Source organism: Nannocystis pusilla (assembly GCF_020073745.1).
Classification (GTDB): Bacteria; Myxococcota_A; Polyangia; order Nannocystales; family Nannocystaceae; genus Nannocystis; species Nannocystis radixulma.
The window spans coordinates 219,123-243,542 of record NZ_JAIRAU010000015.1; the positions used below are offsets into that span (position 1 = coordinate 219,123).

Below are 24,420 nucleotides of genomic sequence, written 5' to 3' on the forward strand. Positions count from 1 at the left end.
GGGCTGCTCGGCGCACTGTGGCGAGACAGCGAACCCGACCGTTCGCGAGTGCGTCGCCGAGACATCGACCGACTGCTCGTCGCGCTGCCGGATCTCTCGCCCCGCGCGGCCGGGCGAGCAGAGCGACGCTGGTGCGCCGCTCGCGAGCGACGACGTTTGCGAGCGGGGCGCGCCGGGCAGGACGACGCGCCCCGGATCTTCTCACCGAACGCGCGCTGCGTCACGGTGAGGTCGAGGGCGGGCCGCGCCGCGGTTCCTGGCCGCCGAGCCGTGCTGACGGCTACTCGACAGCGCGGGCGCGATGTGGAATGTCCACGGCGCCATGACCGCTCCGCCGCCCCCCGCACCCCACGACGCGCAGGCGTTCGACGCCCACGTGATGTCGACCTACGCCCGCTTCCCGATCGCGCTCGAGCGCGGCGAGGGCTGCCGCGTGTGGGACACGAACGGCCGCCGCTACCTCGACTTCGCCGCCGGGATCGCGACCTGTACGTTGGGACATGCCCACAAGGACCTGGTCGAGGCGGTGACGCGCCAGATCGGCAAGCTGCACCACGTGTCGAACCTGTACTACATCCCGGAGCAGGGCATGCTGGCGGCGCTGCTGGCGTCGTTGGGGGCGGGTGAGCGCGCGTTCTTCTGCAACTCGGGGGCGGAGGCCAACGAGGCGGCGATCAAGCTGGCGCGCAAGTACGGGCGCACGCGCCTGGGCATCGAGCGGCCGGTGGTGATCGCGGCGCAGGCGAGCTTCCACGGGCGCACGCTGGCGACCGTGACGGCGACGGGGCAGGCGAAGTACCAGCAGAACTTCGACCCGCTGGTGCCGGGCTTCGTGCACGTGCCGTACAACGACGCGGCGGCGCTGGCCGAGGCGATCGGCGAGCTCGACCGCGAGCGCAAGCAGGTGGCGGCGGTGCTGCTCGAGCCGCTCCAGGGCGAGGGCGGCATTCGGCCCGGCGATCCGGCGGTGTTCCGCAAGATCCGCGAGCTGTGCGACGCCCGCGGGATCCTGCTGATGCTCGACGAGGTGCAGGTCGGCGTCGGTCGCAGCGGCAAGTGGTGGGGCCACCAGCACCTCGAGATCGCGCCCGACGTGATCACGCTGGCGAAGGGCCTGGCGGGCGGGCTGCCGATCGGGGCGATGCTGTGCAAGCGCAGCTGCGACGTGTTCCAGCCCGGCGACCACGCGAGCACGTTCGGCGGCAACCCGCTGGCCTGCGCAGCGGCGCTGGCGGTGCTGACGACGATCGAGAAGGACAGGCTGGTCGACAACGCCCGCCAGCGCGGCGAACAGCTGCGCGCGGGGCTGCTGGCGCTGGCGAAGGCGTCGCCGGGGAAGATCGCGGAGGTGCGCGGCTGGGGCCTGCTGCTGGGGGCGGAGCTCGGGCCGGCCGAGTCGCGCACGGCCGCCGAGATCGCCCGCGCGGCGCTCGACGCCGGGCTCCTGCTGGTGCCGGCGGGGCCGCGGGTGGTCCGCTTCGTGCCGCCGCTGATCGTGACGGCGGCGGAGGTCGACGAGGCGCTCGCGGTGCTGGCGAAGGTGCTCGCGGGCTGAAGTTCGTGTGTCCTTGAGGACAGGTGCGCGGCGCAGCACCTGTGCGACCTCGGGGGCCGAGAACGGCGATTGCGATCGCCACGACGCGCCCCGGCTCTCGGCCTCGCTCGCGCGGCCGCGCGTGTTCGTCCCGGACGCGCGACTTGGAGATGCAGGCGGCACCGCGTGTGCGGACCCCAGCGCGATGGATCCGCTGGGGTCGAACGCGACTTCGCTTTCGGTATGCTCGCTCTGCTCCCGTGAAAAAGAGCCGTTTGCCCGCCTCGAGCGCCACGCCCTTCGACGAGCTCTCGCCTCGCCGGCGCGAGCTCGTCCAGTTGCTTGCGAAGGGCCTGACGAACGACGAGATCGCGACGGCGATGGGCATCACGCCCGGCACGGTGCGCTCGCACGTGACGGCCGTCCTCGCGCAGCTCGACGTGGCCAATCGCACCGAGGCCGCCGCCGCCTTCGTCGCCTGGGAGGCGAGTCCGACGCAGGTCGCGGTCGTGATGAAGCGGCCCGCGATCGCGGTGCTGTCGATCCTCGCGCTCGACGAGGAGCCGCGCACGCGCGCGGTCGCGGCCGCGCTCACCGAGGACCTCGCGTCGCTGTTCTCCCGTTGGTGTTGGTTCCCCGTCATCTCCACGAGCTCGTCCGCCTGCGCGCGCGGCCTCGGGAAGACGACGTGCGAGGTGGGGCAGCAGCTCGGGGCGCGCTTCCTCGTCGACGGCGGCCTGCGGATCGCCGGCGGGACGTGGCGGCTGTCGCTGCACATCGACGACGTCGAGACCGGTCACCGGATCTGGACGGACCGGCGCGACTACCCGGCGGAGGCGCTGTTCGACGCCCAGGACGCGGTATGTGAGGCCGCGGTCGCGGCGGCGTACCCGGTGCTCGTCGCGCGCGTCCAGGCCGTCCTCGCGCCCCGGTCGCGCCCTCCGGTGGAGTTCGCGGCCTGGGAGCTCGCGCATGAGGGCATGGCGTTGCGGGCGCTGCGGGAGGCGGACGCGAACGCGGCCGCCCTCCGGTGCTTCCGCGAGGCGCTCGCCCGCGAGCCTCACCTCGTCCTCGCCCACTTCGGCGTCGGGCTCGCCTGTTACGACGCCGTGCTCAATCAATGGGGTTCGAAGGCGGCGGCGCTCGAGCTGCTGCGGGCGTCCGCCGATCGCTGCATCGAGCACGCGCCGTACGGGGGCGAGGGGCACTTCCTCCTCGGGCGCTACCTGCAGTCGCGCGGCGAGTGGGAGCGGGCGATCGCCCCGCTCGAGGCGGCCGTGGGGCGCAACCCGAGCTTCGCCCTGGCGCATGCCACCCTCTCGCAGTCCCTGCAGGCCGCGGGTCGCAGCGACGAATCACTGGTCCGCATGGAGCACGCCGTCCGCCTCGGGCCGTGTACGTTCGTGGCGATGCTGTCGACGCTGCACTTCATGCGCGGCGAGTACGAGCAATCGCTCGAGGCGGCCGAGCGCGCGCTGCTGTCGAACCCGCGCTACAGCTTCGCGTACGCCCTCGCGGCCGCGAGCGCGTGGTGGCTGGGCGACGCGGGCCGCGGGCAGGCCCACCTGCGAGTGCTGCGCGCGAACTCTCCGCCGTTCCGTCCCTCGGGCTTCGCGGCCACCTTCGGCGAGAAGGTCGACGCGGTCGAGCGGCTCGCGCGAGCCCTCGAAGCGCTGTCCGCCGGGCGCTGAGCCCTCGTACGACGATCGTCGTGCTGCCCCTGCCGATCGGCAGATGGCGGCCGTGGGTCGGTCCGGGCATCCGTGGACCACCGGGCGCGTCCCGGCGAAGGAGCACGAACGTGAATCTGAGCGGAAAGAGGGTCCTGGTGACCGGCGCGAGCGGCTTCATCGGCGGGCACGTGTGCGCGGCGCTCCTCGGGCGCGGCGCCCGGGTGCGGGCGATGGTGCGCAGGACGAGCGACGTCTCGCAGCTCGCCGGCCTCGACATCGAGTACGTCCACGCGGAGCTGAACGACGTCGACGGCATGAACCGGGCCTGCGAGGGCGTCGACGTCGTCGTCCACACCGCCGCCGCCGTCGGCAGCTTCGGCGAGTGGGAGCACTTCTACGAGACGGGCGTCCTCGGCACCGAGCGCCTCATCGAGGCCGCCCACCGCCACGGCGCGCGCCGCTTCGTCCACCTCAGCTCGATCGCCGTCTACGGCTTCCGCCAGCACCGTGGACCGGTGAACGAGGATGCGCCGTTCGATCTCACGCCCCAGGGCTGGAACCACTACGTGCGCGAGAAAGTGATGTCCGAGCAGCTGCTCTGGCAGGCGCACGCGGCGAACAAGATCGAGGCGACGAGCATCCGGCCCGTCATCGTCATCGGCGCCCGCGACCGCAACGCCATCCCTCGCCTCGTCGACCTGTTGCACCTGCCGGTCACCGCCCTGCCGGGGAGCCCGGACCTGCGCTTCCCGCTCGTCTGTATCGAGGACTGCGTCGACGTGATCATGCGCGCGCTCGAGAACGACGTCTCCGTCGGGCGCGCGTACAACGTGGCGGGCGAGCCCATCAGGCTCGGCGAGTTCTTCCGCCTGCTGGCGAAGTACGCCAGGCGGCCGGCGCCGAAGCTCTACCTTCCGACGGCGCTCGTGACGGCGGCGGTCGGAGTGCTCGAGGGCGTCTGGAAGCTCCTGCGCCGGCCCGGCGAGCCGATCACGACCCGGATCGCCATCGTGCTCGCGGGCTACGACTACGACACCGACTGCGCCCGCGCGAAGGAGGAGCTCGGGTGGACGCCGAACGGCGACTACGAGGCGGCGATCGTCGCGGCGATGGAGAAGCCGGCCGTGGCGGCGCGGGGCTCGCTCGCCGGGAAGCCGCCGGGCGCGACGGCTCCGAGCGTCCGGGAGGGGCACACATGATCGTCAGAATCGCAGGCGTCGGCGGCTACGTGCCGCCCATCGTCGTCACCAACGAGCGGCTGGTGAAGGCCATCCCCGGGTGGACGCCCGAGCGGATCGAGGAGAAGACCGGCATCCGCGAGCGTCGCCACGTCTGGGAGTTCGACGAGGCGACGGGCCGCGCGATCGTCCCCGAGGTCGTGGCCGACCCGGGGCCGAGCGCGCAGATGGCCGAGCGGGCGCTGCGGGACGCGCTCGCGCAGGCGGGCCTGCAGCCGTGCGACCTCGACGGGATCCTCATGACGACCTGTACGCCGGACCAGGTCAGCTTCAGCCACGACGCCATGATCCTCCACAAGCGGCTCGGGCTGCGCCCCGAGGCGTTCGCGGTCATGCACGACGATGGCTGCGGCGGCGCGATGTTCCACCTGGCGACGGCCCGCGAGCTGATCCTCGGCGGGCAGCGCCGGACGATCGCGGTGATCGGCGCGAACGCGTTCGCGGCCCACCTCGACCGCGAGGTCTACGCGGGCAGGCTGCCGCACAACGGCAAGGAGCTCGGCTCGTTCCTGTCCTGGTACCTCTTCGGCGACGGCGCCGGCGCCATCATCCTGCGGGGCGAGTCGGGGTCGGGGCCGTCGGGCATCCTCGGCTCCTATGCGGCCAACGAGCACCTCGACCTCGTCATCCGCCGTGGCGGCGGCGGCATGTACCCTCCGGGGCGCTCCCTCGTCACCGACACCGCGTTCTACGTGGACGGGCAACTCGTCGCGTCGTGCTTCGCCCCCTACCTGAAGAAGGCCACCGACGGCGCCCTCGCGCGCTCCGAGCTCGGTCTCGGCGACATCGGGCGCTTCTACCTGCACCAGGCGAACAAGCGGGTCCTCGAGAAGTTCATCGCCGAGGTCGGCATCCCGGCCGAGAAGGTGCCGATGCACATGGAGCGCTACGGGAACATGGTCAGCGCCGGCACCCTCGTGCTGCTCGCCGAGGATCTGCGCGACGGTCACGTGAAGCTCGGCAGCGGCGAGCCGATCCTGATGGCGGCGCTCGGCGCCGGGGCGCAGTACGCCGCCCACGTCATCCGGCTGTAGGGCAGCGACGCGGTGGAATTCGTGGACGACGACCGGTGCGGCGAGCAGGCGCGTCTGTTCGCGGAGAAGGAGGTCGCGCCCTCCGTCGCGGCGCGTGACCGCGAGCGGCGCTGGGAGCCGGAGCTGTTCCGTCGCATGGGCGCAGCGGGGCTCCTCGGCGCGACGCTGCCGGGCGCGTGCGGCGGCGGCGAGCTGTCCTCTCTCGCGCTCGCCGGACTCATGCGGGGCTTCGCCGAAGGCTCCGGCGACCCCGGCCTCGCGCTCGCGTGGGTCGCACACACCGTCGGCTGCGCCGTCCCTGTCGCTACGCTCGGCACCGGAGAGCAGCGCAGGCGGTACTTGCAGGCGCTCGTGCGCGGCGACGCCGTCGGCGCCCTGGCGCACGAGGAGCAGCTCCCCGCGGCCGAGCCGATCGGCGTGCGCACGACCGCGGCCCGCACGTCGCCGGGCCGATGGGTCCTGCACGGCACGAAGTCGTGGGTCGTCAACGGCCCCGTCGCGCAGCTGTTCGTCGTCACCGCGGTGACGGACCCCGTGCCCGGCAAGCGCGGCGTCTCGGCCTTCCTGGTGCACCGCGACACGCCGGGCCTCACGGTCGGACGGCGCATCGTCACCACCGGCCTGCGCACCGCGGCCATCTCCGAGCTCGTGCTCGACGGCTGCGAGCTCTCGGACGACGAGCTCCTCGGCGCCGAGGGAGAGGGCCTGACCGGCGTGGGCCGCCTCGTCCAGCGCCGGCTGCGGGTGTTCCAGTTCGCTCCGTGGCTCGGCTTCATGCGCGTCCTCGTCGACCGCTGCGTCGTGCACGCCCGCGAGCGGCTCGTCCACGGCAGGCCGCTGTCACACTCGCAGACCGCCCGCGCGGTGCTCGCCGACATGCGGATCCGTCTCGAGCTGAGCCGGCGGATGCTGGCGCGCGCGGCGTGGCAGCTCGACGCGGAGGGGGAGCACGCCGGGCGCGACGTCGCCACCTGTGCGCTCTTCCTCGCGGAGAGCGTCGGGTTCGTCGCCCGTGGGGCGGTGCACCTCCACGGCGCTCAGGCGCTCGAGAGCCACGCGCTCGCCGGACGGCTCGCGCGCGACGCCGACGCTGCCGGACTCCTCGTCGACGGCCCCGACGTCCTGCGCGCCGTCATCGCCGGTTCGCTCCTCGATCTCGGGTAGCGCCGCGCGGTCGCCATCGCCACCGACTCCCGGAGAATCGACGCCATGCACTTCGCGCTCCCCGACCCGCAACGCGAATTCAAGCGCCGCTTCGACCGCCTCTGCGGCGAGCGCATCGCGCCACGCGCCGGCGAGGTCGACCGCACAGGCGTCGTCCCGAAGGAGTCGTGGACCGAGCTGGCGGAGGCCGGCTACCTCGCGCTGTTCCACGCGCCGCAGTGGGGCGGATCCGGCGTCGACGGCGTCACGCAGGGACTGGCGATGGAGAGCCTCGCCCGCGCCTGTGCGAGCACGTTCTGGTCGGTGTCGATCTCCACGCTCCTGTGCGGGAAGATGCTGAGCGAGCTGTGCGGGCTCGTGCAGCACGAGCGGTGGCTGAAGCCGATCGTCGCGGGCCTCGTGACGGGGAGCTTCGCCGCGACGGAGGACGCGGCGGGCAGTGACCCGGGCTCGTACCGGACGACGCTGTTCGACACGAAGGGCGGCCTGCGCCTGCGCGGCGAGAAGTCGCGGATCAGCAACGCCGGCACCGCCGATGTGGCCGTCGTGCTCGCCCGTCGCGGAGACCCCTCCGGCGCCGCGCTCTGCTACGTCGTCGTCGACCTGAGCACGCGCGGCGTGGAGCGGCGGGAGCTGCCGAAGCTCGGGCTCCACGGCATGTCCTGGGGCGCGCTGCGCTTCGACGACGTGGAGGTCCCTCCCGACGACGTGATCGTCGACGCGAGCGTCGAGAAGACGCTCCATGTCGTCGAGTGGGGCCAGCTGCTCCAGACCTGGTGCGCCATCGGCCTCGCGTCCGCTGCGCTCGCGGCGTGCCGCGACCACGTCTCGAGCCGCCTCGCTTTCGGCCGACCGATCGCGCACCTCGAGCTGGTGCACTCCCGCCTCGCCGACATGCACGTCGAGATCGAGGCCGCCCGCCTGCTCGCGCTCGAGGTCTCGTGGATCAAGGGCGAGGGCCGGGTCGCGCGCGACCTGGTGTTCATGGCCAAGATCTACGCGACGGAGATGGCCGTCCGCGTCACCGACCTGGCGATGCGCACGTTCGGCGGCTGGGGCTACAGCCGCGAACGACCGATCGAACGCCTGCACCGCGACAGCCTCGCCAACATCCCCGCCGGGCTGCCGACGGACCGGCTGCGCGAGCTGCTCGGCTGCGCGATGGTCGGCGCCGACCCCTGGGCCTACGAACCGTTCGACTGGCTCGGCCCCGCCGGGCTCCGCCTCGACGGCGAGTAGTCGGTCCGCGGACGGGCCGGCGGACCAGGGCCTGCTGCTCGGAGCGGAGCTCGGGCCGGCCGGGCGGCGGAGATCGCCCGGGCGACACTCGACGGCGGGCTCTTGCTGGTGCCCACGGGACGCGGGAGTTCGCTTTGAGCCGCCGCAGACCGTCACGGGGCGGAGGTCGAGGAGCGCTCGTGGTGCTGGCCCAGGTGATTGCGGGCTGAGAAGCTGCCCTCCGGGGATAGGCGAGGCGTATCGGTCACTGAGCGCCTGTCGGCTTCAACGCGCGCTGGCCGGTCGTCGCCTCAGGGAAACTCGTCGCCGCGCGCACCGCCGGCGCTCCGTCAAGACGGCGTTGAGCTGGCTCTGCGCGGGATCGGCGGGCGCAGCGCTCCATTTCGAGCAGCGCAGTGCCGTCGCGGCCGGCAGAGTCGTCGGAGTCAGCATCTCACTAGGTCGGCACGGACGCGCCGCGCGAGTTCTCGCTCTAGCGACCGCATGCGAGGCAATAGTGCCAGGGCCGCTGAGAGACGGCTAGGAGCTCACCTTGACACATCCTCGAGGATGGAGGAAGCCTAGGGGGCAGTTCATCCGCTACGGAAAATCCTATCGGAGGGCGACTTTCGCGCCGGGCGGCAGGGGTAAGAAGCTCGTGAGTGACGGATCAACAATCGAGTGGACGGACGCAACATGGAACCCCGTTCGGGGTTGTGTGAAGGTTAGTCCTGGCTGCAAGCATTGTTATGCAGCTACATTTGCCGAGCGTTGGCGTGGTCTTCCTGATCATCCATATGGTCAGGGGTTTGATCTGAGACTGGTGCCAGAGAAACTTGACGAGCCTCTTCGTTGGCGAAAGCCTAGGCGTGTGTTCGTGAATTCAATGAGCGACCTGTTTCAGCAGGGAGTTCCAGCTTCCTACATCCGGCGCGTGTTCGAGGTTATGAGTCGAGCTCCTCAGCACACGTATCAAATTCTCACAAAACGAGGGGAGCGCATGCGTTCTGTCTGCAGTGAGATGCCGCGTTCGCTCGTGCAGCAGCCCTACGTTTGGCTTGGGGTTAGTGTCGAAGATCGAAAATATGGAGTGCCGAGGATCGCGTCGCTTCGCGAGACGCCGGGATTTCTGCGATTCCTGTCGATAGAGCCGTTGCTTGAGGACTTGGGTCTACTCGATCTCAGTGGCATTGATTGGGTCATCGTAGGGGGCGAGAGCGGGCCAGGAGCTCGTCCGATGAGGGAGGAGTGGGTTCTTTCTATCCTTGAACAATGTCGAACGGCTCGAATTCCTTTCTTCTTCAAACAATGGGGCGGAGTACATAAGAGCCGTAGAGGTCGTTGCCTTCAAGGCAAGACCTACGATGAATTTCCGCCCGGTCGCAGCGGCCTCGATCCGGAGAGGCCTGCTCGTGTATTACCATATTTGGCCGTGCTTAGTTGAGTTGGGTGAGGCCGAAGGAGTTGTACATGTCCGAGAAGTTTTTTGACGAACAGCGTGAACAGTCCCAGGTGAAAGCCGAGATCGTCCGAAAGTATTTCGATGCGTGGGCAGGTATTATTTCTGGAGCGCAGAGACAATATAGCGGCGCGGTGCAGAAGTTAGGGTATGTGGATCTTTTTGCGGGTCCAGGTCGATACAAAGACGGAGCAGTGTCGACGGCGCTTCAGGTCTTGGACCTGGCGGTCAAGAAATACGCTGATCGCATGGTTACGGTGTTCAATGACCGAGATTCCGAAAATGTTAGTACCCTGCGCCAGCAGATAGATGCTCTTGATGGGATTCAAACGCTTCGCTTCCCTCCGCTTCTTTGGAATGAAGAGGTCGGCGACAAGATCGCAAAGCAGTTCGCCGAGATGCGTACCATCCCGATTCTCGCCTTTGTGGATCCCTGGGGCTATAAGGGGCTTACGCTGAAACTTGTGGATGCGTTCCTCAAAGACTGGGGGTGCGATTGTATCTTCTTTTTCAACTACAATCGCATTAATGCGGGACTTTCGAATCCGCTTGTGCGTCAACATATGCAGGCGCTCTTTGGCGAAGTCAAGGCAACTGAGCTTGAGCGAGAGCTCAGTGGCATGAAACCACATGAGCGAGAGGCTACAATCGTCGAGGCTTTGACGCAGTCGCTGAAACGCTCGGGACACCGATATGTGCTGCCTTTCTGTTTCAAGAATGAATCAGGAAAGCGCACGACTCACCATCTTATTCTGGTTACAAAGCATTTTAAGGGCTATGATGTGATGAAGGAAATCATGGCTAAGGCGAGTTCTTTGGTGGAGCAAGGCGTCCCGTCGTTTTCGTACTTCCCGGCAGCGAGCCAACGCCAAGAACTGTTGTTCGAGCTCAATCGCCCCCTCGACGATCTCAGTGATATGCTGCTCCTGCATTTCGCGGGTAAGTCCGTAACGGTCGAACAGATCTACAATGATCATAGCGTAGATCGTCCCTACTTGCGCAGAAATTACAAGGATGTTCTGCTTCAATTGGAGCGGACCGGGAGGGTGAGATGTGAACCTGCAAAGCGCAGGGCGGGGACGATGGCTGAGCACGTTACTGTGAGTTTTCCCCGCGAGGCCTTGTAGAGCCTCGGCGGAGGCCGGTCACGACGCACTACGTCGGACGGATACAGTTTTCCTTGAAGCTGGCTGCACGCGCCGCGCCGCTCAGCGCAGCGTGTCCAGGCGGACGCGCTGGCGGTCGGGGCCGAGGTTGCCGGGGTGTGCGCGGCGATTCAGCGCAGGGCGTCGAGGCGGGCGCGCAGGCGGTCGAGGCCGAGGTTGCCGGGGCCGCCGAGGCTGACGCGGGCGCGCAGGCTGGCCTCGGGTGACCTGTCCTTCAGGTCATGCATCTCGGCGGCGGCCTGGCGGTAGGCGTCGCGGAACGGGACGCCGGCGCGGGCGAGCTCGACGGCGCGGTCGGTGGCGTACAGCTCGGGGTCGATGGCGGCGCGCATGCGGGCGACGTCGAGCTCGAGGGTGTGGACGAGCGCGGGGACGAGGGCGAGGCCGGCGAGGCCGCGGGTGAAGGCGCGCAGGACCGGGGCCTTGGTGGCCTGGAGGTCGCGGTGGTAGCCGCTCGGCAGCGACAGCAGCGACGACAGCTCGGACATGGCGCCCTCGGTGACCGAGGGGACGGCGCGCAGCAGCTCGACGACGTCGGGGTTGCGCTTGTTGGGCATGATCGACGAGCCGGTGGTGTAGGCGTCGGGCAGGCGCACGAACGCGAACTCGGCGGTCGAGAACAGCGAGAGGTCCCAGGCCAGGCGCCGGACGTCGAGCAATGCCTGGTGTAATGATTGGACCGCCAGCAGCTCGAGCTTGCCGCGGCTGTTCTGGGCGTAGATCGGCGAGACCTGGACGCGCGAGAAGCCGAGCTCGCGGGCGACGCCGTCGCGGTCGAGCGGGAGGTTGACGCCGTAGCCGGCGGCGGTCCCGAGCGGGCTGCTGTCGAGGGTGCGGGCGGTCGCGCGGGCGGTCTCGGCGTCGTCGAGGAAGGCCTCGGCGTGGCCGGCCAGCAGGGCGGCGAGCGAGGAGGGGACGGCCCGCTGCAAATGCGTGTAGCCGGGCAGGGCGACGTCCTGCGTCGATTCGGCGCGCTGCAGGCAGGCGTCGGCGCAATCGAGGCAGCGGTCGCGCAATGTGGCCAGCGACGATTGCAGGTAGAGGCGGACCGCCACGAGGATCTGGTCGTTGCGGCTGCGCCCGGTGTGGACCTTGCGGCCGACGTCGCCGAGCCGCTCGCCGAGGTACCACTCGATGGCGGAGTGACAGTCCTCGAAGCGCTCGTCGAGCACGAAGGTGCCGGCGCGCACGAGGCCGTCGAGGTCGGCGAGGCCGGCGACGAGCGCGTCGGCCTCGGCGCCGGTGAGGACGCCGATCCGCTGCAGGCCGCGCACGTGGGCGGTCGAGGCGCGGATGTCGTGGCCGATGAGCTGGCGGTCGAGGACGACGTCGTCGCCGGCGCAGAACTCCTGGGCGGCGGCGTCGAGCGCGGCGTGGCCTTTGTCCCACAGCGGTCGGGTGGTCATGCGGGCTCCTTGAGTGCCGTGCGGTCAGGCGGCGGCGAGCGGGGGATCGTGCGGGAGGCCGTGCCGCTCGGGCAGGCCGAGGGCGAGGTTCAGGTTCTGTACGGCCTGCGAGGCGGCGCCCTTGAGCAGGTTGTCGAGGGTGACGACGACGACGGCGTGGCGATCGTCGACCTGGAAGCCGCCGATGGTGACGTCGTGGCGATCGGCGGCGGCGCGGACCTCGGGGACGTCGGCGACGACGCGCACGAGCGGCTCGTCGGCGTAGGCGTCGCGGTAGCGGGCGAGCAGCGCGGCGCTGCCCTCCGGCTGCGCGAGCGGGAGGGTGATCGTGAGGGTGATCCCGCGGAAGAACGGGGCGACGTGCGGGACGAAGCGGACGGGGTGGCCGAGGTGGTGGCTGGCCTCGCGCTCGTGCAGGTGGCCGGTGAGGGCGTAGGGCATGAGGTTGTCGCGCAGGCGCTCGGGGTCGTTGCGCGGCGAGGGGGTGGTGCCGGCGCCGCTGTAGCCGGACACGCCGAAGGCCTGCGGCGGGCCGGCGAGCAGGCCCAGGAGCGGGGCGACGCCGAGCTGGATGCCGGTGGCGTAACAGCCGGGGTTGGCGATCCGGCGGGCGCCGCGGAGCTGCTCGCGGTGGCGCTCGGGCAGGCCGTAGACCCACGCGGGATCGAAGCGGAAGTCGGCCGAGAGATCGACGAGGACGGGGGCGCGCGGGCGGGCGGCGAGGGCCCCGGCGTAGCCGGCCGCCAGGCCGTTGGGCAGCGCGAGCACGACGGCGTCGACCGGCCAGGCGGCGATGGTCTCGGGGGACATGTCCTCGAGGACAATGTCCGCGGGGGCATGCGCGAGGTGGGCCCGCAGCGGCTCGCCGACGCCCTGACGCGAGGCGGCGCGGGCGAGGCGGAGGCCGGGGTGGCCGGCGAGCAGGCGCGCGAGCTCGCCGCCGGCGTGGCCGCGGGCGCCGACGAGGCCGAGGGTGTAGGTCATCGCGGTCCTCCGGTGTGTACGAATGGACATGTCCGAGCGGGCATGGCGAATGCGACCTGTTCGATGCGACATGCCCCGTGAGCCAGGCGCGGGCGAGGCGGCACCGGGGCGCTCACGCGGCGCCTCCGATGGTGTGGGCCGCCTCGAGCGTGGGCGGGGCGGCGAGGGCCCGCTCGACGCACTCCTGGATGGTCGGGAATTCGGTGACGCCGGTCCAGAACACGGTCCAGGTGCCGCCGGTGTAGCTGCCGTCGGCGCGCTGGAAGTACCAGGGGTTGATCGGGTTGTCGACGCGGGCCCGCCAGAACAGCTTCGGCGTCTCCCGGGTCATGCGCAGCCACAGCGAGCCGCCGATGCCCTCGCCCTGGGCCTCGCCGGTGACGGCGAACTTGTCGAGGTAGGGGATCGGGCCCTCGTCGGTGAGGATCGCGGCGGCCCGGTAGCTGTCGGCGAGGTAGATCCGGCGGAACGGCTTGCGCGTGAAGTAGTCGGCCACGGGCGGGCGGCCGAACGCGGCGGTGAGCAGGTCGGCGAGCCGCGGCAGGTCGACGCTGGCCAGCGACTGGTGGAGGATGATGCGCTCGCCGCGGCGCACGAGGGTGCCCGAGCCCTTGTGGGTGAAGAGCTCCATGGCCAGGAGGTCAGGCGAGGTGATCGAGACCGAGGAGGCGCGCGGGAGCTTGCCGAGGAGGTCGTGGATCAGCTCGAGCTTGTGGCGGGTGGCGGCGGACAGCCACGGCTCGGCCAGCAGCGGCTCGTAGTCCTCGGCGAGGTTGACGGCGGAGATCAGGTCGCCGTACTCGTCGCGCAGGCCGCCCTGGGCGCGCAGGAGGATGATCTTGTAGGGCTGGAGGCGGAGCGCGAGGGCGTGCGCGGCGAGGTCGGGGCCGAGGTCGAGGATCTGGCCGCCGGCGGTCTCGCCGATGCTGGCGAGCACGGGCATCGAGCCGGCCTTGAGGCTCGAGTCGATGGCGTCGGTGTCGACGCGGACGATCCGGGCCCGCTGCTCGCCGCCGCGCCCGCCGTCGTCGAGCTCGGCCGCGAACACGCCGCCGACGACCGGCCGACCGCGCGCGCCCATCTCCTCGAGCATGTCGACGAGGCGCAGGTTCTCGGCGCGGAACACCCGACGCACCTGCTCGAGCGCCCGCGGCGAGGTGCGCTGCTGCCAGTCGGTCGGGTCGACGCCGGCGGCCTCGAAGGCGGCCTGCAGCTGCGGCCCGACGCCGTGGACGACGACCGGGTGGAGGCCGACCTGGTGGAGGAAGTTGAGCGAGGAGGCGAGGCTCTCGAGGTCGTCGGCGAGCAGGCCGCCGCCGACCTTGATGACGGCGAAGCGCTTGTGCTCGACGCTCGAGAACTGCTTGAGGTACTGCTCGACCTCCTTGCGGCCGCCGAGGTTGCGCAGGAGCTTGACGATCAGCTCGCGGGGGTGGGGCATGGGCGTGTGAACTTCAGGACAGGATGGCGCGGTAGCGGGTCGCCGCCTCGACGAGGTCGGCCAGCGGGACGTACTCGCCCGCGGTGTGGGCCTGGTCGATCGAACCTGGCCCGTAGACCAGGACGTCGCGGCCGGCGGCGGAGAACAGGGCGGCCTCGGTCCAGAAGTCGACCGGGTCGCCGGGCGGCAGGCCGAGGCGCGCGGCCAGGGCGGACGCGGCGGCGCGGGCGTCGGCGAGGCGCGCCGGGCCGCCGGCCGGCAGCGGCGGGGCGAGGAAGCCGGGGGTGAAGCGGACGCGCGCGGGGTCGGGCGCGAGCGCGTACAGCTCGGCGAGGGCGAACTCGGGCGGGAGCTCGGGCGGCGGCCGCACGCCGAAGCGGACGGTGGCGGCGCTGGCGATCATGTTGGCCTTGAGGCCGCCCTCGACGGCGCCGAGGTTGAGGCGCAGGCCCCGGAGCGGCCCGGCGGCGGCGTCGGCCTCGCTCTCGCCGGCGCGGGCGAGGGCGAGGCTGGCCCAACGGACAGCCTCGTGCACGGCGCTGTCGCGCAGGGCCCGGGCGGCCGAGGCGTGGCCGCCGGTGCCGGTGAACAGGGCGGTGGCGGTGCCGATCCCGCGGTGCTCGAGGACGGCGCGGCAGCGGGTCGGCTCGGCGACGACGACGCTGCGGAGGGGCGGATGAGATGTCCCGGAGGACATGTCGGCTGTCTGGGCGGACAGGTCGGAGCGAGCCAGGAATTCGCGGACGCAGCGGCTGCTGCCGGCCTCCTCGTCGGACGAGAAGAGGACGGCGGCGGGGCCCTGGGTGGTCTCGAGCACGCTCAGGAGGCAGGCGGCGGCGCCCTTGATGTCGCAGGCGCCGAGGCCGATCGCGCGGTCGTCCTCGACGCGCAGGCGGTGCGGGTCGGCGGTCCAGCCGGGGTCGGCGGGGACGGTGTCGACGTGGACGTTGAAGAGCACCTGCGGGGCGCCGCGGACCGCCAGGAGGTAGACGCAGCCGTCGCCGAGGTCGACGGTGTCGCAGCGCAGACCTGTCCCCTGGAGCATGTCCCGGAGGTAGGCGAACAGGCCGGCGTCGCCGGCGATGGCGCGCGGCGGGTTGCGGGTGTCGAACGCGACGAGGCGCTCGAGGTGCTCGAGGGTGCGCCGGAGCGTGGCCTCGGTCATCGCTGTCCGGGGCGCCGGCGCGGGTTGACGCGCGCGGACAGGGTCGAGCTCATGCCGAGCAGCTTGATGAAGCCCTCGGCCTCGCGGGCGTCCCAGTCGGCCGACTGGGCGTAGACGGCGCCCTTGTTGCGCAGGATGTGCTCGGAGCGGACGGCGACCGGGGTGACGACGCCGCCGGCGGTCTCGAGCGTGACGGTGCCGCTGACGAAGGTCTGCGACGAGCGCAGGAACGCCTGCAGGTCGTCCTTGAGCGGCTCGAAGAAGAAGCCGCGGTAGACCAGCTCGACCCACTTCTTGGCGACCAGCGGCTTGAAGCCGTTCTGGTGGGCGGTGAGGATCGCCTCCTCGAGCGCGCGGTGGGCCGTCATCAGCCCGGTGATGCCGGGGCACTCGAACACGATCCGGCCCTTGAGGCCGATCGTGGTGTCGCCGGTGTAGATGTTGCGGCCGACGCCGTAGGCGCCGAGCTGGGCGTTGAGGCGGCGCAGGATCTCCGGGCCGGGCAGCGCCTCGCCGTCGAGCTTGACGGCGACGCCCTGCTGGAACTCGATGTCGACGCGCGCGGGCTGCTTCGGCCAGCTCTCCGGGCGCGCGCACATCTGCCAGGTCTCGGGGCCGGGGGCCTCGAACTCGTCGATCTCCGAGCCGGAGGCGGTGACGCCGAGCAGGTTGACGTTGATGCTGTACTTGGCGGTCTTGGGCCGCACGTGGTGGCCGAGCTTCTGCAGGTACTCGGCCTCGTAGGCGCGCACGGCGTGGTGCTCGTGCTGGATGTCGCGGATCGGCGCGAGGATGTCGTAGTCGCCGAGCGAGCGCACGGTCTGGTCGAAGCGGACCTGGTCGTTGCCCATGCCGGTGCAGCCGTGGGCGAACGCGCGGGTGCCGAGCGCGTCGCACAGGGCGAGCGCCCGCTCGACGATGATGTAGCGGTCGCTGACGAGCAGCGGGTAGACGTCCTGGTAAAGCTGGCCGCCGATGACCAGCGGGACGACGACGTCGTCCCAGATCGGCTGGGCGCCGCTCTCGGTGACGTGCTGCACGGCCCCGAGGTCGCGCGCGCGCTGCTCGATGTAGGCCCGCTCGGCGTCGTCGACCCCGCCGGTGTCGACGAACAGGGTGACGACGTCGTAGCCGCGCTCGCGCAGGTAGGGCACGCAGAAGCTGGTGTCGAGGCCGCCGGAGAAGGCGAGCACGACCTTGTTCGAATCTGTACTTTTGGACATGGCTTTTGAAGCTCCTGGGAGCGGAGCGAGCGAGCTACAGGACGCCGCGCAGGAGGGCGTCCATCAGGGCCTTCTGGACGTGCAGCCGGTTCTCGGCCTCGTCGATGTGGATCGCGCGCGGCGAGTCGAGGACCTCGTCGGTGACCTTGACGTTGCGGCGGACCGGGAGGCAGTGGCTGAACAGGGCGTCGGGGGTCAGCGCCATCTTCTCGGCGTCGACCATGAAGCGCCGGCTGGCCTCACGGACCGGCCTCTCGTCGTCCCAGCGGCCGAAGTACGGCAGGGCGCCCCAGCTCTTGGCGTAGACGATGTCGGCGCCGCGGTAGCCGGCCTCGATGTCGTGGGTGACGGTGAGGGTGCGGCCGGCGGCCCTGGTGTACTCGGCGGCGGCGTCCATGTAGCGGCGGTCGAGCACGTACTCGGGCGTGGGGCACAGCAGCGTGACGTCCATGCCGAGCTTGGCGGCGATGATCAGCGCCGAGTTGGCGACCGCGGTGTTGAGCGGCTTGGGGTGGTACGTCCACGTCAGGCACATCTTCTTGCCCGCGAGGCTGCCGAGCTTCTCCTGCAGCGTGAGCGCGAGGGCCAGCTCCTGGCACGGGTGCGTGATCGTCTCCATGTTGATCACGGGCACGGTGGCGTGGCGCGCGAACGACTGGATCACGCGGTCCTCGCGGTCGACCTCCCAGCGCTGGAACTTGGGGAAGGCGCGCACGGCGATGGCGTCGACGTAGCGCGACAGCACGCGCGCGACCTCGCGGACGTGCTCCTCCGGCTCGCCGTCCATGACGACGCCGTCGTCGAACTCGATCGGCCAGGCGCCCTTGCCCGGCTCGAGCACGATGGCCTTGCCGCCGAGCTGGTGCATGCCGAGCTCGAAGCTGGTGCGCGTGCGCAGCGACGGGTTGAAGAACACCAGAGCGATCGACTTGCCGGCGAGCGTCTGGGCGTGCGGCCCGGCCTTGAAGGCGCGCGCTGCGGCGAGCAACGCTTCGATCTCGGCGCGGCTGAAGTCGAGGGTCGAGAGGAAGTGGCGCACGCGCGCTCCTCTAGCACAGGGGGGCGGTCGGCCAAATAGGCGCGGGGGCCGACGAGGGGCGCGGGGGTCGAGCCGGTCGTGAACTTCCTCTCGCGTTCGGCGCGGGCGAGGGCGGCGTGGCAGCGGCGCAGGCGCCGTGGGGCGGCGGTCGGGACCGGCGGTCGAACGCGTCGAGCTGCGGCGCCGCCGGGCGCAATGATGATACGCGTGGAGGCGGCCGCGCGGCGAACGGGGCCGGGGAAGATCAGCCGATTGCTGCGCTGTCGCTATTGACGGCGATGGCCCCGAGGTCGCGGCGCGCGGTGGCGGTGGCATCGTTCGCGCCGGCGAGCCTCGGGGATCGGCGAGCCGCAGGCGGCTACTTGTTGCCCGGGCAGCCCGGCGGCTCGTTGACCTTCTTCTTGCAGGGCTTCGAATTCGGCGGGGGATGGTGCGGGTTGTCGCGCTCGACGAGGCCGTCGTCGCGCGACTCGAAGGTCTTGAAGTCGGGGTCGGCGGGCTCGAACTCGTCGAACTCCGCGTCCCAATCGGCGGGCTCGAGGGCGAGCGGGGCATCGAAGGGACCGCGCGGGCCGGCGTACTCCGGGGCGGCGAGCGCGGCGAACACCGCGAAGAGCGAGGTCGGAAGCATGACGAGGCCATTGTTCTTGAATCGCATCACTGTCTCCTTGCACCCCGGACTCAGGTCGGGGCGGCGTCGGAAACATGGTTCCGAGGCGGGGTGCCGTCGAGCGAGAGACCGCACGAGATCGGGGCCCGCCCGGGGACATGTGCGGCTCGTCGGGCCGCTGCCGGCGCCGGCACGGTGTGGAGCGAGGCGCACATGCGTATTCGTGGCCGAGGGCGTATCGCGGCTTCGATCGCCCGAGGCGAGCACGAATGCGGTCGGTGACTCGCGAATGTATGTAGGGATGTCGCGCTGGGCGAGCTCGTGAATGTGCCGAGTCGAATGGAGCTCGATTCGTCGCACGCCGCCGGGGATGGCCAGACGAACACGTCGTCGGCCTCAGCGGCGGTCCTTGGCCATGGACTTGAGGTGGGCGCGCCGGGCCTCGTGGGCGCAATCGGGGCACCAGGTGTCTTGATAGCGGATGTTGCCGGGGCGGGCCCACCAGCGGTGGCCCTCGGCGCACTCCCACTGCAGGGGGGTGTTGCGATTGACGTAATGGGTGGAGATGCACTTGCCGGCCCGGGCGGCGGCCATCCGGCGCATCTCGTCGATGCCGAGGCGGGTGTCGGCGCAATGCGGGCACCAGCGATCGTTGAGGATGTTGCCGGCGGTGCTGCGCCACTCGTGGCCCCGGGCGCAGCGCCACAGCAGCTTCTTGTGCGACTGGAGGTTGCGCTCGCTGAGGAGGGCGCCGCCGCGGCTGGCGGCGATCTCGCGGACGGCGGCGACCCAGCCGTCCTCGCGGCGACACGCCCGACACCAGGTGCCGAGCCGGATGTTGCGCGGGCGCGAGGTGAAGCGGTGGCCGCGCGCGCACTCCCAGCGCAGGGGCGTGTCGAAGTCGACGTATTTGGTGGAGACGCAGCGGCCCCCGCGATCGGCGACCATGGCGTCCATGTCGGCCAGCGAACGGCGGCAGCGCGCGCACCAGTGGCCCTCGCGGATCTTCCGCGCCTCGGCCTCCCACTCGTGGCCGCGCTCGCAGCGGAACTTGAGCTTGTCGCCGTGCCAGGGGTACTCGCTGGACAGACAGCGGCCGCCCCTGTCGCGCGCGATGGCCTGGATCGCGGCGAGCTTGGCAGGGTTGCGGTAGCGACAGTCGGGGCACCAGCCGCCGCCGAGGATGATCGCGGAGGTGGTGGTCCAGCGGTGGCCCAGCTTGCACACGTAGTCGGCCCGGCCCTGGTAGCCGGGATAGGCGCGCGCGAGGCAGCGGCCGCCGCGCTCGCGGGCGATGGCGCGGAGGGCGGCGAGGCGCGCGGCAGGGTCGTTCCGCGGCGGACGCGGGGGCCTGGGCCGGGCGGCGGAGCGAGTCGCGGTCGCCACGACTCGCGACCGTATCACCCGCGAGCGCAGGCGCGCAAGCGCGCGCGACGCTGCGTGAAGTGTCCTTCAGGGCAGGTGCGCGTGGCCGGCGAGGCGGGCGCCCGCGTGGCGAAGCGCGCGAGGCGAGGGGGAGGCGGCCGCTTCCCCTCCGGGCGGGAACGCGCTAGCTAGCGTCCCCGACACGGAGGCCCATGGCTGCAGCACTGGCGAGGATCGACCCACCGAGCACCCCGGGCCTCTTGGCGCTGGCCGACGGGACCCTGTTCCGCGGCCGCGCGCTCGGAGCCCACGGCCGGACGTGCGGCGAGGTGGTGTTCAACACGGCGATGACCGGGTACCAGGAGGTCGTCACCGATCCGAGCTATCACCAGCAGATCGTGACGCTGACGGCGGCCCACGTCGGCGTGGTCGGGGTCAACCCCGACGACGAGGAGGGGCGCGGGCCGCAGGTGGCGGGGCTGGTGGTCCGCGACGCGCCGCGCATGTTCGCGTCGTGGCGCGGGCGCGAGAGCCTCGACGCGTACCTGCAGCGGGCGGGGATCGTGGCGGTGTCGGAGATCGATACGCGCCGGCTGACGCACCTGCTGCGCGAGCGCGGGGCGATGGCCGGCTGCGTGGCGGCCGGCGAGGCGGCCCGCGACGAGGCGGCCTGCGTGGCGCTGGCGCGCGCGTTCCCGGGGCTGCAGGGGGCGGCGCTGGCCGAGGCGGTCAGCGTGCCGGAGCCGGCCGGCTGGGCCGCGGGCTCCGTGCGCTGGCTGGAAGGACAGGGCCCCGAGGGCATGTCGAAGCAGGCAGGTCTCGAAGGGCAGGTCCCGGGGGACATGTCGAATCGGGCAGCTCCGCACGTGGTCGCGTTCGACTTCGGGATCAAGCGCAACATCCTGCGCCTCCTGGTCGACCGCGGGCTGCGGGTGACGCTGGTGCCGGCGGCGACGACGGCGGACGAGGCGCTGGCGCTGCGGCCGGACGGGATCTTCCTGTCGAACGGGCCCGGCGACCCGGAGCCGCTGGTCGCCCAGCAGGCGGCCATCCGCGCGCTGGTGGCCGCGGGGCTGCCGGTGTTCGGGATCTGCCTCGGGCACCAGCTGCTGTGCCTGGCCCTCGGGGCGCGCACGTTCAAGATGAAGTTCGGCCACCACGGGGCCAACCACCCGGTGCGCGAGCTGGCGACGGGGCGGGTGCTGATCACCAGCCAGAACCACGGGTTCGCGGCCGACCCGACGACGCTGCCGCCCGCGCTGCGCCCGACCCACGTGTCGCTGTTCGACGGGTCGCTGCAAGGAGTCGAGCTCGCCGGCGCGCCGGTGTTCTCGTTCCAGGGCCACCCGGAGGCGTCTCCGGGGCCGCGCGAGCTGGCAGGTCTTTTCGACAGGTTCGCCCGCGAGGTTCGGGCGGGCCGGGCGACGAGGAGCGAGTGAGATGCCCAAAAGGACAGATCTGAAGTCGATCCTGATCCTCGGCGCGGGCCCGATCGTGATCGGCCAGGCGTGCGAGTTCGACTACTCGGGGGTGCAGGCCTGCAAGGCGCTGCGCGCCGAGGGCTACCGGGTGGTCCTGGTCAACTCGAACCCGGCGACGATCATGACCGACGCCGAGACGGCCGACGCGGTCTACATCGAGCCGGTCGAGTGGGAGACGGTGGCGCGGATCCTCGAGCGCGAGCGACCCGACGCGCTGCTGCCGACGATGGGCGGCCAGACGGCGCTCAACTGCGCGCTCGACCTGTGGCGAAACGGGGTGCTGCAGCGCCTCGGGGTCGAGCTCATCGGCGCGAAGGTCGAGGCGATCGAGAAGGCGGAGGACCGCGAGCTGTTCAGCAAGGCGATGCGGGCGATCGGGCTCGAGATGCCGCAGGCGGTGTTCTGCCGCTCGGTGGCGGAGGCGCTGGCGGCGGGCGAGAGGGTCGGCTTCCCGGCGATCGTGCGCCCGTCGTTCACGCTCGGCGGGACGGGCGGCGGGATCGCGATGGACGCGGCGGAGCTGGCGGCGGTGGCCGGCCGCGGGATCGAGGCCAGCCCGATCGGCCAGGTGCTGGTCGAGCAGTCGGTGCTCGGCTGGAAAGAGTTCGAGATGGAGGTGGTCCGCGACCGCGCGGACAATTGCGTGATCGTGTGCGCGATCGAGAACGTCGACCCGATGGGCGTGCACACCGGCGACTCGATCACGGTGGCGCCGGCCCTGACGCTGACCGACAAGGAGTACCAGCGGATGCGCGAGGCGTCGTTCGCGGTGATCCGCGAGATCGGGGTCGAGACCGGCGGGTCGAACGTGCAGTTCGCCCTCGACCCGAAGACCGGGCGGATGGTGGTGATCGAGATGAACCCCCGGGTGTCCCGCAGCTCGGCGCTGGCCAGCAAGGCGACCGGGTTCCCGATCGCCAAGGTCGCGGCCCGCCTGGCCGTCGGCTACACGCTCGACGAGCTCGGCAACGAGATCACGCGCGTGACGCCGGCGTCGTTCGAGCCGGCGATCGACTACGTGGTGGTGAAGTGCCCGCGCTTCGCGTTCGAGAAGTTCAAGGGCGCGCAGACGCGGCTCGGGACGCAGATGAAGTCGGTCGGCGAGGTGATGGCGATCGGCCGCACGTTCCAGGAGGCGCTGCAGAAGGCGCTCCGCGGGCTCGAGATCGGGGCGGCGGGGCTCGAGCGGCGCGGGCCCGAGCTCGACGAGGCCGGGCTGACGGCGGCGCTGGCCGAGCCGGGGCCGGAGCGGCTGTTCGCGGTGGCGGAGGCGCTGCGGCGAGGCTGGTCCAAGGGACAGGTCGAAGGGCTGACGGGGATCGACCCGTGGTTCGTCGACCAGCTGGCGGAGCTGGTCGAGGTCGAGCAGGCGCTGGCCGGGCGCTCGCTGCAGGAGCTCGACGCCGGGCGGCTGCGCCGGCTGAAGCGGATGGGCTTCGCGGACCGCCGGATCGCGCAGCTGGTCGGCGCGAAGGAGGCGGCGGTGCGCGAGCACCGGCAGGCGCTCGGGGTCCGGCCGGTGTTCCTCCGCGTCGACACGTGCGCGGCCGAGTTCGCGTCGGAGACGCCGTACCTGTATTCGAGCTACGAGGAGCAGTGCGAGGCGCGGCCGACGACGCGCGAGAAGGTGATGATCCTCGGCGCGGGGCCGAACCGGATCGGGCAGGGCATCGAGTTCGACTACTGCTGCGTGCACGCGGCGCTGGCGCTGCGCGCGGCCGGGATCGAGACGATCATGGTCAACTGCAACCCGGAGACGGTGTCGACCGACTACGACACGGCCGACCGGCTGTACTTCGAGCCGCTGACGCTCGAGGACGTGCTCGAGGTGATCGCGGTCGAGAGACCCCGCGGGGTGATCGTGCAGCTCGGCGGGCAGACGCCGCTGAAGCTGGCGCGCGGGCTCGAGGCGGCCGGGGTGCCGATCCTCGGCACGTCGCCCGACGCGATCGACGTGGCGGAGGACCGGGCCCGCTTCCAGGCGCTGCTGCACGCGCTCGGGCTCAAGCAGCCGGACAACGCGACGGCGACGACGATGCCGGAGGCGATCGAGAAGGCGGAGGCGCTCGGGTTCCCGCTGGTGGTCCGGCCGTCGTACGTGCTCGGCGGGCGGGCGATGGCGATCGCGCGCTCGCGCGAAGAATTGACGGGGTACCTGGCGGAGGCGTTCGCGGCGGCGGAGGAGCAGCCGGTGCTGCTCGACCGCTACCTGCGCGACGCGATCGAGGTCGACGTCGACGCCCTGTCCGATCGGACAGACGTGGTGATCGGCGGGGTGATGGAGCACATCGAGCAGGCGGGGGTGCACTCCGGCGACTCGGCGTGCGCGCTGCCGCCGTACTCGCTGCCGCCGACGATCCAGGCGGAGATCCGGCGCCAGACGGTGGCGCTGGCCCAGGCGCTCGCGGTGGTCGGGCTGATGAACGTGCAGTTCGCGGTCGCCGGCGGCGAGGTCTACGTGCTCGAGGTGAACCCGCGCGCGGCCCGGACGGTGCCGTTCGTGGCCAAGGCCACGGGACGACCGCTGGCGAAGCTGGCGGCCCGGGTGATGGCCGGGGCGACGCTGCGCGAGCTCGAGGTGACGGAGGAGCGGCTGCCGACGATGGCGAGCGTGAAGGAGGCGGTGCTGCCGTTCCGCCGCTTCCCCGGCGCGGACCCGATGCTCGGCCCGGAGATGAAGTCGACCGGCGAGGTGATGGGCAGCGGCGAGAGCTTCGCCGAGGCGTACGCGAAGGCGCAGCTCGGCGCAGGGGTGCGGCTGCCGCTGGAGGGGCGCGTGGCGATCGAGGCGGCGGAGGAGGACGCTCCCGGGCTGGTGCCGGTGGCGGACCACCTGCGCCTGCTCGGCTTCGAGGTGCTGGCCGGGGCGACGACGGCCGAGGCACTGGCGGGGATCGGGTACCCGATCGGGAAGGTGGCGCCGGACCTCGAGGGGGTGACGCTGGCCCTGGCCTCGGGGACAGGTGCGGCGGAGCTGCGCGCTGCGGCGACGGGCCGCAAGATCCCGTGCTACACGACGATCGCGGGGCTGGCCGCGGGGGCGCGGGCGATCCAGCGGATGCGCGAGGGGCCGCTGCCGCCGCGCTCGCTGGCCGAAGTCGCGGGGTGAGTCCAGGGCGAGCAGCGTCGCCGGGCGACCTGCTCGTCGCGCCCGCTGGCCCGGGCCACCCTCGCGTTTTCGCGCGAATGTGTATTTTCGCGCGAGATGGTGCTAGCGGGG

General features: G+C 71.4%; 18 protein-coding genes. 10 read left to right on the forward strand and 8 right to left on the reverse strand.

The annotated features are described in order from the left end of the window. Positions 1 to 322: 322 nt before the first annotated feature. From K7C98_RS14215 to K7C98_RS14250, 8 genes are all read left to right on the forward strand, one after another. Positions 323 to 1,555, forward strand: a complete 1,233-nt coding sequence (locus tag K7C98_RS14215; protein WP_224192182.1) for an aspartate aminotransferase family protein — start codon at positions 323 to 325, stop codon at positions 1,553 to 1,555. A gap of 239 nt (positions 1,556 to 1,794) precedes the next feature. Further along, entirely contained in the window at positions 1,795 to 3,225 is a 1,431-nt protein-coding gene (locus K7C98_RS14220; RefSeq protein WP_224192183.1) for a LuxR C-terminal-related transcriptional regulator, read from the forward strand. Positions 3,226 to 3,335: 110 nt separating this feature from the next. Further along, complete coding sequence (locus K7C98_RS14225) at positions 3,336 to 4,406, forward strand: NAD-dependent epimerase/dehydratase family protein (RefSeq protein ID WP_224192184.1); 1,071 nt, start codon at positions 3,336 to 3,338, stop codon at positions 4,404 to 4,406. Then, entirely contained in the window at positions 4,403 to 5,479 is a 1,077-nt protein-coding gene (locus K7C98_RS14230; RefSeq protein WP_224192185.1) for a 3-oxoacyl-ACP synthase III family protein, read from the forward strand. Before K7C98_RS14225 ends, K7C98_RS14230 begins: the two co-directional genes overlap by 4 nt. A 12-nt stretch (positions 5,480 to 5,491) precedes the next feature. Beyond that, positions 5,492 to 6,643: an acyl-CoA dehydrogenase family protein gene (locus K7C98_RS14235; RefSeq protein ID WP_224192186.1), complete on the forward strand. Its 1,152-nt coding sequence runs from the start codon at positions 5,492 to 5,494 to the stop codon at positions 6,641 to 6,643. A gap of 45 nt (positions 6,644 to 6,688) precedes the next feature. Continuing rightward, complete coding sequence (locus K7C98_RS14240) at positions 6,689 to 7,882, forward strand: acyl-CoA dehydrogenase family protein (protein ID WP_224192187.1); 1,194 nt, start codon at positions 6,689 to 6,691, stop codon at positions 7,880 to 7,882. A 637-nt stretch (positions 7,883 to 8,519) separates the two neighbouring features. Next, complete coding sequence (locus K7C98_RS14245) at positions 8,520 to 9,305, forward strand: DUF5131 family protein (RefSeq protein ID WP_224192188.1); 786 nt, start codon at positions 8,520 to 8,522, stop codon at positions 9,303 to 9,305. Between the two features lie 26 nt (positions 9,306 to 9,331). Then, positions 9,332 to 10,447, forward strand: coding sequence for a three-Cys-motif partner protein TcmP (locus K7C98_RS14250; protein WP_224192189.1), 1,116 nt, complete (start codon positions 9,332 to 9,334; stop codon positions 10,445 to 10,447). Between the two features lie 149 nt (positions 10,448 to 10,596). On the opposite strand, the gene argH is transcribed toward K7C98_RS14250, so the two are convergent. From argH to K7C98_RS44780, 8 genes are all read right to left on the reverse strand, one after another. After that, positions 10,597 to 11,892: an argininosuccinate lyase gene (gene argH, locus K7C98_RS14255; protein ID WP_224192190.1), complete on the reverse strand. Its 1,296-nt coding sequence runs from the start codon at positions 11,890 to 11,892 to the stop codon at positions 10,597 to 10,599. Positions 11,893 to 11,916: 24 nt separating this feature from the next. Continuing rightward, positions 11,917 to 12,876 (reverse strand): N-acetyl-gamma-glutamyl-phosphate reductase, encoded by a 960-nt coding sequence (gene argC, locus K7C98_RS14260; protein WP_224192191.1) that lies wholly within the window; start codon positions 12,874 to 12,876, stop codon positions 11,917 to 11,919. Positions 12,877 to 12,988: 112 nt separating this feature from the next. Continuing rightward, positions 12,989 to 14,317, reverse strand: a complete 1,329-nt coding sequence (locus K7C98_RS14265) for an acetylglutamate kinase (protein WP_224192192.1) — start codon at positions 14,315 to 14,317, stop codon at positions 12,989 to 12,991. 13 nt (positions 14,318 to 14,330) lie between these two features. Continuing rightward, on the reverse strand, positions 14,331 to 15,482 hold the full coding sequence (locus tag K7C98_RS14270; protein ID WP_224192193.1) for an acetylornithine deacetylase: 1,152 nt from the start codon (positions 15,480 to 15,482) through the stop codon (positions 14,331 to 14,333). Beyond that, positions 15,479 to 16,705, reverse strand: a complete 1,227-nt coding sequence (locus tag K7C98_RS14275) for an argininosuccinate synthase (RefSeq protein WP_224192194.1) — start codon at positions 16,703 to 16,705, stop codon at positions 15,479 to 15,481. Before K7C98_RS14275 ends, K7C98_RS14270 begins: the two co-directional genes overlap by 4 nt. Positions 16,706 to 16,739: 34 nt before the next feature. Continuing rightward, positions 16,740 to 17,744, reverse strand: a complete 1,005-nt coding sequence (locus tag K7C98_RS14280) for an N-acetylornithine carbamoyltransferase (protein ID WP_224192195.1) — start codon at positions 17,742 to 17,744, stop codon at positions 16,740 to 16,742. Between the two features lie 358 nt (positions 17,745 to 18,102). After that, positions 18,103 to 18,402 (reverse strand): hypothetical protein, encoded by a 300-nt coding sequence (locus tag K7C98_RS14285; RefSeq protein WP_224192196.1) that lies wholly within the window; start codon positions 18,400 to 18,402, stop codon positions 18,103 to 18,105. Between the two features lie 348 nt (positions 18,403 to 18,750). Next, on the reverse strand, positions 18,751 to 19,740 hold the full coding sequence (locus tag K7C98_RS44780) for a zinc-ribbon domain-containing protein (protein ID WP_224192197.1): 990 nt from the start codon (positions 19,738 to 19,740) through the stop codon (positions 18,751 to 18,753). 191 nt (positions 19,741 to 19,931) lie between these two features. On the opposite strand from K7C98_RS44780, the gene carA reads away from it, so the two are divergent. After that, entirely contained in the window at positions 19,932 to 21,158 is a 1,227-nt protein-coding gene (carA, locus tag K7C98_RS14295) for a glutamine-hydrolyzing carbamoyl-phosphate synthase small subunit (RefSeq protein WP_224192198.1), read from the forward strand. A gap of 1 nt (position 21,159) precedes the next feature. Then, positions 21,160 to 24,309: a carbamoyl-phosphate synthase large subunit gene (carB, locus tag K7C98_RS14300; protein WP_224192199.1), complete on the forward strand. Its 3,150-nt coding sequence runs from the start codon at positions 21,160 to 21,162 to the stop codon at positions 24,307 to 24,309. Positions 24,310 to 24,420: the final 111 nt, after the last annotated feature.

Coding starts and splice junctions, on each gene's coding strand:
- K7C98_RS14275 (WP_224192194.1), bottom strand. CDS start 16,705: ATGTCCAAAAGTACAGATTCGAACAAGGTCGTGCTCGCCTTCTCCGGC.
- argH (WP_224192190.1), bottom strand. CDS start 11,892: ATGACCACCCGACCGCTGTGGGACAAAGGCCACGCCGCGCTCGACGCC.
- K7C98_RS14285 (WP_224192196.1), bottom strand. CDS start 18,402: ATGCGATTCAAGAACAATGGCCTCGTCATGCTTCCGACCTCGCTCTTC.
- carA (WP_224192198.1), top strand. CDS start 19,932: ATGGCTGCAGCACTGGCGAGGATCGACCCACCGAGCACCCCGGGCCTC.
- K7C98_RS14250 (WP_224192189.1), top strand. CDS start 9,332: ATGTCCGAGAAGTTTTTTGACGAACAGCGTGAACAGTCCCAGGTGAAA.
- K7C98_RS14230 (WP_224192185.1), top strand. CDS start 4,403: ATGATCGTCAGAATCGCAGGCGTCGGCGGCTACGTGCCGCCCATCGTC.
- K7C98_RS14265 (WP_224192192.1), bottom strand. CDS start 14,317: ATGCCCCACCCCCGCGAGCTGATCGTCAAGCTCCTGCGCAACCTCGGC.
- K7C98_RS14240 (WP_224192187.1), top strand. CDS start 6,689: ATGCACTTCGCGCTCCCCGACCCGCAACGCGAATTCAAGCGCCGCTTC.
- K7C98_RS14215 (WP_224192182.1), top strand. CDS start 323: ATGACCGCTCCGCCGCCCCCCGCACCCCACGACGCGCAGGCGTTCGAC.
- argC (WP_224192191.1), bottom strand. CDS start 12,876: ATGACCTACACCCTCGGCCTCGTCGGCGCCCGCGGCCACGCCGGCGGC.
- carB (WP_224192199.1), top strand. CDS start 21,160: ATGCCCAAAAGGACAGATCTGAAGTCGATCCTGATCCTCGGCGCGGGC.
- K7C98_RS14270 (WP_224192193.1), bottom strand. CDS start 15,482: ATGACCGAGGCCACGCTCCGGCGCACCCTCGAGCACCTCGAGCGCCTC.